Source organism: Streptomyces durhamensis (assembly GCF_000725475.1).
Classification (GTDB): domain Bacteria; phylum Actinomycetota; class Actinomycetes; order Streptomycetales; family Streptomycetaceae; genus Streptomyces; species Streptomyces filipinensis.
In genome coordinates this window covers 401,668-412,422 of sequence record NZ_JNXR01000003.1, presented here as the reverse complement: position 1 = coordinate 412,422, position 10,755 = coordinate 401,668, and the positions used below count along the sequence as shown (strand labels likewise).

8 protein-coding genes and 2 pseudogenes are annotated in these 10,755 nt (G+C 68.5%); 7 read left to right on the top strand and 3 right to left on the bottom strand.

Annotated elements, in window-relative coordinates; genetic code table 11:
- The first annotated feature begins 122 nt into the window (after positions 1-122).
- Together IO33_RS0105590 and IO33_RS0105585 are read left to right on the top strand one after the other, a co-directional pair.
- Positions 123-854 carry a Crp/Fnr family transcriptional regulator gene (locus IO33_RS0105590; protein WP_031160869.1) on the top strand — a complete coding sequence of 244 codons (732 nt, stop codon included), beginning with the start codon at positions 123-125 and terminating at the stop codon, positions 852-854.
- Between the two features lie 188 nt (positions 855-1,042).
- Positions 1,043-2,455 (top strand): hypothetical protein, encoded by a 1,413-nt coding sequence (locus tag IO33_RS0105585; RefSeq protein ID WP_031160867.1) that lies wholly within the window; start codon positions 1,043-1,045, stop codon positions 2,453-2,455.
- Between the two features lie 39 nt (positions 2,456-2,494).
- Here the strand turns inward: IO33_RS0105585 and IO33_RS0105580 are convergent, their stop codons facing one another.
- Together IO33_RS0105580 and IO33_RS0105575 are read right to left on the bottom strand one after the other, a co-directional pair.
- Positions 2,495-3,766, bottom strand: coding sequence for a hypothetical protein (locus IO33_RS0105580; RefSeq protein WP_031160865.1), 1,272 nt, complete (start codon positions 3,764-3,766; stop codon positions 2,495-2,497).
- A 147-nt stretch (positions 3,767-3,913) separates the two neighbouring features.
- Positions 3,914-4,378 (bottom strand): STAS domain-containing protein, encoded by a 465-nt coding sequence (locus IO33_RS0105575; RefSeq protein ID WP_157857800.1) that lies wholly within the window; start codon positions 4,376-4,378, stop codon positions 3,914-3,916.
- Between the two features lie 244 nt (positions 4,379-4,622).
- On the opposite strand from IO33_RS0105575, the gene IO33_RS0105570 reads away from it, so the two are divergent.
- From IO33_RS0105570 to IO33_RS49200, 5 genes and pseudogenes are all read left to right on the top strand, one after another.
- On the top strand, positions 4,623-4,985 hold the full coding sequence (locus IO33_RS0105570) for a J domain-containing protein (protein WP_031160860.1): 363 nt from the start codon (positions 4,623-4,625) through the stop codon (positions 4,983-4,985).
- 46 nt (positions 4,986-5,031) lie between these two features.
- Complete coding sequence (gene dnaK, locus IO33_RS0105565) at positions 5,032-6,906, top strand: molecular chaperone DnaK (protein WP_031160857.1); 1,875 nt, start codon at positions 5,032-5,034, stop codon at positions 6,904-6,906.
- Positions 6,907-6,908: 2 nt separating this feature from the next.
- Positions 6,909-7,454 carry a nucleotide exchange factor GrpE gene (gene grpE / locus IO33_RS0105560; RefSeq protein ID WP_031160855.1) on the top strand — a complete coding sequence of 182 codons (546 nt, stop codon included), beginning with the start codon at positions 6,909-6,911 and terminating at the stop codon, positions 7,452-7,454.
- A gap of 170 nt (positions 7,455-7,624) precedes the next feature.
- Positions 7,625-7,936, top strand: a pseudogene (locus IO33_RS43815) (Vgb family protein); the annotation flags it as partial.
- Positions 7,937-8,972: 1,036 nt separating this feature from the next.
- Positions 8,973-9,137, top strand: a pseudogene (locus IO33_RS49200) (acyl-CoA dehydrogenase); the annotation flags it as partial.
- Positions 9,138-9,441: 304 nt separating this feature from the next.
- Here IO33_RS49200 and IO33_RS0105545 read toward each other — a convergent pair.
- Positions 9,442-10,704 carry a PucR family transcriptional regulator gene (locus IO33_RS0105545; RefSeq protein ID WP_051926415.1) on the bottom strand — a complete coding sequence of 421 codons (1,263 nt, stop codon included), beginning with the start codon at positions 10,702-10,704 and terminating at the stop codon, positions 9,442-9,444.
- Between the last annotated feature and the right edge of the window lie 51 nt (positions 10,705-10,755).

The following is a 10,755-nucleotide window of genomic DNA, read 5'->3' as shown; positions in this document are numbered from 1 at the left end:
GCGGAATCCTGCGGGACGGCGTCAACTTCCGTTGGAAAAGCGACTGTTCGCCCTTGCGCGGCGACTACGATGCCGTACGTCACAAGTGCCGGAGAAGCCCGAGAAGCCGGAGAGGTGCTGTGATGCCGGGCAGGTACACGCAAAGCACGGACTCCGCCGAGCGCTGGCCGCACGGCACTTTTCTGGCGGAGCTGGCCGGCTCGTCGGAGGCCGCCAAAACCCTGCTCTCCCTGGGGACCCTGCGGTCGTACGAGGCCGGCGAGACGCTGCTGACCGAAGGGCTGCACGAGACGTTCGTCCTGTTGCTGCTGAGCGGTGTCACCAAGGTGACCGCTCTCACGGGGGACGGGGACACAGCGCTGCTGGCCGTACGGATCGGCGGGGACCTCGTCGGAGAGTTCGCGGCCTTCGACAACAGACCGCGCTCGGCCACGGTCACGGCCGCCGGCCGGGTGACGGCCCGGCGTATCGGGCAGCGGGACTTCCTCGACTGCCTCGACCGTCGTCCTGTGGCCGCGCTGGCGGTCAGCCGAATGCTCGTCCGCAAGAACCGGTGGTCGGTGCGGCGCCGCGGCGACTTCAGCGGCTGCCCGGTGGCGACGCGGGTCGCCAGGGTGCTCGTCGATCTGGTCGAGGACTACGGGCAGCCGTCGCACGGCCGGTCTTTCCTGATCGGGCCGCGGCTCACCCAGGCGGAGATCGCCGGACTGGTCGGAGCGAAGGAACGACGGGTCCACCACGTGCTGGGCGCGCTGGCCGAGCAGGAGATCATCCAGGTCGGCTACAGCCGCATCACCGTCGTCTCCCCGGCCGGACTGCGCCGGGCGGCACGGTTGACGGAACCGGACGACTGAGTGGACGACTGAGTGGCCCCGCTGCCGGGACGTGCGACAGAACGGAACGGCCGGCCCTGGCACAGGACATCGAAGGGGAAAGGGACATGGGGGACCACGAGCACGACGCGGAGAGGCAGCACGATCGAGGAGACCGGCACGACTCGGGGCACCAGGACACAGGGCACCGTGAGGCAGGGAAACGGGACGTGGCGCACCCGGACGCGGGACACCGGGACACCGGGCACGGCGACCACGACGACGTACTGGCCACCACGGACCTGATCGCCCTCGACAGCGTGGTGGCCAAGGGGGGAGGGCACCCTGTGCACGACCGCGTCGCCAGTGCCTCCCTGGGGCGGCCCCTCGGCTACGTACTGCCCGGGGCCGTCGGTGGGGGCGGGGGCGGGGGCGCAGTGCACCGCGACATGCTTCTGTGCTTCCCCTTCGACCTGGAGGAACTGCCGGGCGGCCGCGGATATCAGCAGGTCACCCTCGGTGTACGGTTCGACGACGGGACACACGCCCTGGCCCTGCAGCCGGCGCCCGGCACGATCGCTGCGGACGGAACGGAGATCGTCGCGTTCGGGCTCGGCCGGGACCGGCTCCGCTGGACCTTCCGTGCCCCGGGCCGGGGTGGCGCCCTGCGCCCGGACGGCCGCTGGGTCCAGGCCGTCGTCCGGGTATCGGCGACCGCGGAAGAGGTGTCCGGCCGGCTGAGCCTGACCACGGTGACTGTGCAATCGGTGCTGGGCGGGGCCTTCGTGCGCAGGGAGGCGGCGAGTCCGCAGGACACACGGTTCCGCCTGAGGCTCGCCGACGCCTGGCCGGCCGCCGCACCGCTCGCGCCCCAGGGGGCACTCCCCGGGTCATGGGCGCTCGCAGGATACGACGACGGCGCCATGCCGGGCGGCGACGGCGAGAGCGGCAGAGAGGTCCACAGCGATGTCGACGGCGCTTCCTCCGACGGCGAGGAACTGCCCCCGGGCCTGCGGCGGCTCTGCCTCGCCGTCGACATCGAGAAGTACAGCGCCCGCGACAACGCCGACATGGTCCGGCTGCAGCGTGTCCTGCTGCGGACCCTGCGGGCCGCCTGCGCAGAGGCAGGCATCGACTGGCAGCGCTGCGGCCGCCAGGCCCAGGGAGACGGCTACCTGCTCGTGCTGGAGCCCGGCATCGACGAGGTCAGGGTCGTCCCCAAGCTGCTGGACGGACTCGCCGCAGGTCTGGCAACCGCCAATGCCGCAGCCGCCGCCCACCGGCCTCCTGGCACGGAGTCGGACCGGGGCCCCGCCGCCCCCCGCGAGGTGCGTATGCGGGCCAGCCTGCACCAGGGCATCGTGCACGAGGCGGACAGCGGCTACGCGGGGTCGACGGTGGTGGCCCTCTTCCGCGTCCTCGACTCCGGCCCCGTCCGCCGCAGGCTCGCCGACAATCCCTCCTCCCATCTGGCGGTCGCCTTCTCCGACACGCTCTACAAGGATCTCGTGGCCACCGGTTACGAAGGACTGTCGGGGAACGGCTTCGAGCGGGCGGAGATACACGTGGAAACCAAGGGCTACACCGGGGTGGCATGGATCCAGGTGAGGCCGACGGGCCGTGGACGCGTCGGCGCCGTGTGAGCCCCCACCGGTCCGCCGGCGCGCCGACGACTCAGCGGGTCACAGCTGAGGTTGCTGCATCCGCTGCCAGCTGAAGGGGCCGTAGGTGGTGCCGGTGACGGGGTAGTTGGCGTTCGGATCGGCGGTCAGTTTCAACCATTCCAGCGGAGTCGTGCTGCCGTGCACGACGAGCCGGTGAAAGTTCGGGACGTTGTAGTACGGGTGCTCGTTCCACGCGCTGTTGTCCGGGTCGTGGGCGCACACGCTGGCGCCGGTGGCCGGGTCCGTCTCGCCGGAGCACGGCGCCGTCGGCGACAGCGGGTTGTCCGAGCGGTACAGATGCGAGTCACCGTTGAGCATCAGCACCGGGCGGCCGAACGCGGTCGTCTTCGCTGCCACCTGGTTGATGATCGGCTCGTAGTTCGTCAAGTGGCCCTTGGCCTTGCCGTCGAGGTCCCACATGTCGGCCTGCACCGAGATCACCACAGCCTTGGCGTGTCCGGCCTGCGCGTCGGCGAAGGCGGCACCGAGCCAGCGGACGTCGGCGGCGGTCCGGTTGGTGCGCTCGTCGATCTGTGCCTGAGTCGCGGTCGGCACCTTGTACCAGGGGTCGGCGTCGTTGTTCGAGCCACCCGGCGCGTTGATGGTCACGAAGACGATGTCGTTCTGCTCCCACCTCACGTTCTCGACGTACTGCGCGTCGGCCGGGTGACTCGGGTCGTGAGCAGTGGCCTGGGACACCACGTCCAGTGTTCCGCTGCCGAGGGTGTGACCGGGCTGCGCGAAGAAGTCCTTCCGGACTTCGGCGAGGTTGTCGAGCGGGTTGCCGCAGTGGTAACCGGCGCAGTCCGCCGGGTCTGCCGACAAGCCGTTCGTGCCGATGTAGCTGATCCCACCGGAGGCCGAGTCGTAGAAGCCTCCGCCTTGACCGGGTGAGGTGAGGCTCGACGCCTTGTGGCAGTCGGCCCACTCGTTGTCGCCCGGCGTGTAGACGAGCGGCTTCGTGAAGGTCTGCCACGCGGATGCTATCGAAGCGTCGTAGTCCTCGGTGCAGAACTCCTTGCCTGAGTGGATGTCGCCCACGTGGATGACATCGCCGATCGTCGGATCACTGTTGATCGTGCCGATGAACGCCGGGGTCTTCTGGAACTGCGACGTGTCGGCGCTCTGGCCCGCGGGCGCGTACGCGGACCTGCCGTACGGCGAGTCTCCGAACACGGCGACTGTCAGTGGGCCGCCGGCCGCCGATGCCGCGGTGGTCGACATCACGGAGCAGGCAAGGCCGACGGCCACGAGCGTGATGAGCCCGCGCCTTGGCGTTCGTCTGGGCATGCGTCCCTCTTTCAGGTCCGGTTGAGGGGGGCGCTCCAGTGAACTGGCTCATGGCTGGCGCACCGTGGTCTCCAGGACGGCCTGGAGATGACGAGCAGGCGAAATTGCCGCAGCGCCGGCAGACGGAATCGCTCGCCGCGTCCGCAATCACCACCAGCGATCCGCCCGGCTCGGCTGTACGGCCGTGACGGCCAGGATCGAGGGCCGTAGGGGCGGCCGCGACCTACGCCGAAGAAGCCGGAGACAGTCCATGCGTGTGTATTCCGCACGGCGCAGACCGCGCCGCGGGGCGGAGAGAAGCAGCAGAAGGGCACTCGCCACCGCAGCCGCCGCACTCGTGACAGCGGGGTCGGGACCCGTCGCCGCGTTCGGGGCGAGCGACACGGACTCCAGCCGCCATGACGTGGCGGGCGAGGAGTCCCATGAACTGATGGAGTCCCTCGACGCGTTCATCAGGTCGGACAGGTCCAAGATCAGATGCTGGTGCCGGTGCCGCGCGTGGACGGACGCCGCGAAGTCACGCAGTTCCCGAGCCGTGGCCGTGTCCAGGACACCTTTGATCTCTATCACGGCCCGGCCGTTGTGCCAGTGCGCCGCGAGGAACGGTGCCATGATCCGCACCCGCTCTCTGGGTCTCAGTGTCTGCGCGGGCCGCCCACGGCCGGCGCCCTTGGATCTCTGCTTCCACTCCTTCGCCGACTGGGCCACTCTGCGTTGCACGCAGTCACGGGAGTACCGCGGACACCTCCCCTACACCTCGCCCGAACTTGACAAGGCAAGACTCAAGTTTTATTTCAAGAAGGTAGGCAAGTGGGTATGAAACCGCAGCTCAGGATGAGCGAGGAGGTGGCCGGACGTGCGGGTACGGAAGCAGGAAACGGACCTGTACGCGGTGCTGGGGGTGCAGCCCTCGGCGACGGCCGAGGCGATCATCTCGGCCTTCCGAGCCCGGGTGCGGGAACTGCGCCCCGACACTCGAGTGGACGCGGACACCGCCGCACGGTTCGGTGAGGTGCGGTCGGCGTACGAGACGCTGCGCGATCCCATCCTGCGGGCGGCCTACGACCAGCGCCTCGAGCACACGCTGCCGGCGCCTGATCGAGGAGCTGTCCCCACCGTGCCGGCGCGGTCCGCGTGGCGGTACGCGGTGGTGCTCGGGGACGTACGTCCCGAGCCGCCACTGCGTGCGGGTCCGGTCCGGTGGATCCCCGGCCGGTGAGACCCGGTGAGACGAGAACGAGGTGAGGACGAGGAGGAGAGCACAGATGGCACGTGCGGTTGGTATCGACCTGGGAACGACGAACTCGGTGGTCTCGGTGCTGGAGGGCGGCGAGCCCACCGTCATCACCAACACCGAAGGCGCGCGGACGACCCCGTCGGTGGTGGCGTTCTCCAAGAACGGTGAGGTGCTGGTCGGCGAGGTGGCCAAGCGGCAGGCCGTGACGAACGTCGAGCGCACCGCGCGCTCGGTCAAGCGGCACATGGGCGACCACGCCTGGCGCTTTCCCGAGCGCGGGGACGTCGACGGCAAGCGTTATACCGCGCAGGAGATCTCCGCGCGCGTGCTGCAGAAGCTGAAGAGGGACGCGGAGTCCTACCTGGGCGAGGACGTCACCGACGCGGTGATCACCGTGCCCGCGTACTTCGACGACGCCCAGCGGCAGGCGACCAAGGAGGCCGGAGAGATCGCGGGCATGAACGTGCTGCGCATCATCAACGAGCCGACGGCCGCCGCGCTGGCGTACGGGCTGGACAAGGAGAACGACCAGACGGTCCTCGTCTTCGACCTGGGCGGCGGCACCTTCGACGTGTCGCTGCTGGAGATGGGCGAGGGCGTCATCGAGGTGAAGGCCACCAACGGCGACACGCACCTGGGCGGTGACGACTGGGACCAGCGGATCGTCGACCACTTGGTGAAGCAGTTCAAGAACCACTATGGCGTCGACCTGTCCAAGGACAAGATGGCCGTGCAGCGCCTCAGGGAGGCGGGGGAGAAGGCGAAGGTCGAGCTGTCGTCGTCCACCGAGACAACCATCAACCTGCCCTACATCACCGCCTCGGCCGAGGGTCCGCTCCACCTGGACGAGAAGCTCACCCGCGCCCAGTTCCAGCAGCTCACCGCCGACCTGCTGGAGCGGTGCAAGGCGCCGTTCCACAACGCGATCAAGGACGCCGGGATCAAGGTGTCCGACATCGACCACGTCGTCCTGGTGGGCGGCTCGACCCGGATGCCGGCCGTGACCGAGCTGGTGAAGGAGCTGACCGGCAAGGATCCGCACAAGGGCGTGAACCCGGACGAGGTAGTGGCCGTCGGTGCCTCACTGCAGGCCGGTGTCCTCAAGGGCGAGGTCAAGGACGTCCTGCTCCTCGACGTCACCCCGCTGTCCCTCGGCATCGAGACCAAGGGCGGCATCATGACCAAGCTGATCGAGCGCAACACCACCATCCCGACCCGCCGTTCGGAGATCTTCACCACCGCCGAGGACAACCAGCCCTCCGTGACGATCCAGGTCTTCCAGGGCGAGCGGGAGATCGCCGCGTACAACAAGAAGCTCGGCATGTTCGAGCTGACCGGCATCGCCCCGGCTCCGCGCGGAGTGCCGCAGGTCGAGGTGACCTTCGACATCGACGCAAACGGCATCATGCACGTCTCGGCCAAGGACCTGGGCACCGGCAAGGAGCAGAAGATGACGGTGACCGGCGGCTCGGCGCTGCCCAGGGACGACATCGACCGCATGGTCCGCGAAGCCGAGAAGCACGCCGAGGAGGACCGTCGGCGCCGGGAGGAGGCCGAGACCCGTAACCAGGGCGAGCAGCTCGTCTACTCGACCGAGAAGCTCCTGAAGGACAACGCCGAGCGGATCCCGGTGGACGCCAAGTCCGAGACGGAGACGGCGCTGTCCGAGCTGAAGGAGAAGCTGAAGGACGAGAACGCGGACACGGCCGCGATCCGGCAGGCCGTCGACCGCACCTCGCAGGCCGCGCAGAAGATCGGCACCGCCCTGTATCAGCAGTCCCGGTCCGAGCAGCCGGCGGGTACGGCCGGCGCGTCCGCGGGCGGTGGTACGAGCGGTGGTTCGTCCGATGATGACGTGGTGGACGCCGAGATCGTGGACGATGACAGGCCGGAGGCTGGTTGACGATGACCAGGAGCGGTCCGCAGAGCGCCGAGCTGGACAGGCTGCGGCGCCTGGTGGAGGAGCGGACCGCCGACCTGCAGCGGGTCAAGGCCGAGTACGACAACTACCGCAAGCGGGTGCGGCGGGACCGCCTGGCGGTGCGCGAGATCGCGGTGGCCAACGTGGTGCGGGCGCTGCTGCCCGTGCTGGACGCCGTCGACCGGGCGTTGGCGCACGAGCCGCTGACGCCCGGTCTGAAGGACATCGGCGACAGCCTGCAGGAGCAGCTGGGCTCGCTGGGCGTCACGTCGTTCGGTGAGGTGGGCGACCTGTTCGACCCCGCGTGCCACGACGCTCTCACCCATCATGTCTGCGCCGCTGCGGACCGCCTGGTGTGCTCGGCGGTTCTGCGTCCCGGCTACCGTCTGGGCGAGGACCTGCTGCGCCCGGCGGCTGTGGAGGTCACCGGGCCGGCCCCGCCGGCGAGGAGTGCACCGGGGCGGGAGTGCGGTGTCCGGGGGTCGTCCGCCCCGGCGGACAAGCCGCCCTGGCCTGTCGCGCGCGGCTGACAGGCTTGCCCCTGCTTGGGTACCGAGGGCGCCTTCGATGCCCTGAGATCGGTGGTAGGCGGAGGTGACGAAACGACGCAGCACCATGAGTTCCTCGCGCGCGTGCGTGAGCTCGGCGAATACGACAGCCAGGAGGTCACCGACGCGGTGCTGAGCCATGCTGGCCCAGCGGTGACGGCGCCGCTTTGTGGTTCGTTGAGATCGCAGCAGGGCAGATCAGCAGGATCGAACCGGATGGCAGAATCAAGGAGTTCCCACTCCCCGACCGCACGGCCAAACCCCACGTCATCGTCGCGACCGCCACCGGGGACTGCTGGTTCACCGAATGGGGAGCCAACCGCATCGGTCGCATCACCGCGAGCGGCGAGGTCGCCGAGTACGACCTGCCGTCGCCGTCATCTGAGCCGCACAGCATCACCTTGGGTCCCGACGGCGCTCTCTGGACGGCCCTCGAGACGGGAGGAGTCGCGCGGTTGGCGTGAACAGCTTCTCGCGGTGCACGCCATGGCAGGTGATGGACGGAGGCAAGCGGTACAGGTTCACCGGTGCCAGGCTGTAGGCGCGTCCGGCATCCATGCACACGCCGTCGCCGATCGCTGCCGCAATCCCGATCACAGCCCAGCGGGCGGGCCGCAAGGGCTTCCTTGTACGCGGCGTAGTCAGCGCCCTAACCAGCACGGGAGTCGGCACGGCGCCTTCAGATCATCCCTGACAGCGCAACTCGGGCAGCGCCCTTCGCGGCCTCATTGCGGCCGTCACCGAGGCTCTGGCAGCGCCTTCATGGGGGACGCGCGCACTCCCACGCCCAGAACTATGCTGTCCCACCACATACGCCTCTGACCTGCACGTTCCTACGGTGTGGCGACTCGCAAACGTCCCCGTCGAACGCCAGGAAGTGGTGCCGATGTCGTCGCCAGCAAGCGCTCCACCAGCCCCGTCCAGCCTCCCCCGCATCGTCCCCGCCAGCCTCATCGGGACCACCATCGAGTGGTACGACAACTCATTCGATCAGAGCTACGACCCGCGGTTTTCCCGCTATTGACCCTCCAAAGTCAGCACCAGACCAGCACCGGGAAATCTCGTGCTGGGCGGGGAACGCGAACGCACCCGGCCTGACCAAACTCAACACCGACGACAGGCACTAAGCATGGTCACTCACAGTAGCGAGCGCTCTGTCGCGGTACTGAGATGAAGCTACGGTCTCGCAGCAGCTGCACTTCGACGACTGCTCGCGACCGCCCGTCAGCAGGTCTGCCCCACCTATCGCTAGAAGGATCCGGTTCATCTGGTGACATCGGCTGCTGCCGGACCGGCGCGGCAACGACCACGACGCCTCTCCCGTGGGGGGCGCCAGGGTGCTGCTCGGTGGCTGAAGGGGAACCAAGATCGACCGGTCCAGCGACGAAACGGCTTCTACGCCCGCCGAAGACCGGCTCGAGCCGGCTGGAAATGGCCTTTCAGCCCGACGCCGGCATCGACCTCGCCTCCCTGAAGACACGCGTCCTACGGGACGGCTACGCCTCCGCCGTCAAAATCTACGGCTCCGAGGCCCTCCGGGACGTTTCAGCCTTGCTCATGGAGGGCGTCGCCGCCGCCGACCTGCTGAACAAGGGCTCCGCGGGCGCCGCCCTGCACGGCGAACTGGAGCTCGGCTACCACTCGGCGGCGATCTCCACCTTCGGCGACGTGCGTACGGCGGTGACCCTCGTGCGCGCCTGTGCCGTGGACGCCCCGGACCTCTGGGGGCGCAGCCGCGGCAGACGGCGACGGTGCATGGGATCGGCGCCGACGCTCCGAGAGCGGTGGCGAGAACCCTGCAGGCGCTCGCCCTCCCGGCTGCTGATCCGCGCCCCGCTGCGCGAAGGCGCCCTGCCGGCCACCGAACTGGCGGCGACCGACCGGGTCCACCCTGACCGCCGACGCCGACGCCGCCCGCGCCCGCAGCGGATTCCAGCTGGATCCGCCGGGGACGGCATCGCCGAGCATTTCAGGCGGGGCGGGTGCGAAGGAGCGTCGAGCCGAGGTACTGAACGGCCCGCAGCGCGACCTCCAAATCGCTGTGCCCTTTCTGGACCGGGTGTCCCATGATTGTTTCGGCTTTCCGGATGCGGTACTGCACGCTGTTCCTGTGCAGTATTTGCGCACTGGCGGTAGCCGTATAACTGCAGGCGGTGTCCAGGAAGATCCGTGCGGTCTCTCGAAGCCGCGCGCTGTTCTCGTCATCGACGGCCAAAGCCCCGAGGATGTCCCACACCCAAGCACGCATGTCATCGACGTCCGTAGCCATCAAGGCGATGGGAGCAACGGTGGAGAAGTCGGTGAACTGGGGGACCGGACTGGCCGCTGCCGCAAGTTCCTGGGTGCGCAGTGCCTGCCGATGCGTGGAGCGGAATCCCTCGATGCCGTACCCGACGCTCCCGGCGCACACGTGCACGGGTGGATCGCTGCGCTCGACCACTTCCGCAAGCTGTTCCGAGGAGACCTCGTTGCGCGAGCCGAACGGCAGCCATGCCCAGGACAAGACCGCGTCTCGGGGGACGAACAGCGGTCTGGCAGAGCAGTCGAGCTTCCGGACTGCCTCGTTCGTGATCCGGTCGAGTCGAGCAAGTCCCTCGCCCTCCCCCGTCAGCGTGGGCAACCAGGCCACCAGCCCGAGGTGGTTCTGCCGGAGCCGGTAACCAAGAGCTGGTTCAGCCCAGTTGAGGTCGACGTCCTTCTCCGTGAGGATGTCTCGCACGCGCGCGGCGCGCGCGGCGGTCTGGCCGAGCAGCCAGTGATCGCGTTCCTGCTGGTAGACCATGGCGGCATTTTCAGCTATCCGGTCGCCGTAACCGAAGCTCAGCTGCAGCATGCGCCGGTTGGTCGCGGTGAAGAGCTCGCAGTCGACGTCCTGTCGGTCGAGCTCGTCCAGACACCACTCCAGAAAACGCAACTGGCCGAACCTGTGGGCCCTGGTCATCACAGTGAGGGGAATGTCCCTCTGAGCCAGCCTCCTGGTGTACTCAAGACTGGCTGCAGGCGCCTCGACGTTGTCCAGAGATATATCGTTCTCGAAAACGTGCAGCGCCGTGGCGATATTTTCCGTGATGCTCGCCTGCAGGACTTTGATGACGGTGGTGTCCCTCCCGAGCTCGGGGACCTTGGCCGTAACATGCTCCACGATGTCGCGGCTGACCTCCGAGAGGTGTGACCCTTGGTTCTCCGCGACCACGGACAGTTGTTTCGCGGCCTCGGGATGCTCCGCAGCCATACCTCAATCCTACAGAGCGGTTCGTGACCTATCCGCTTCCAGGGTGCGCGA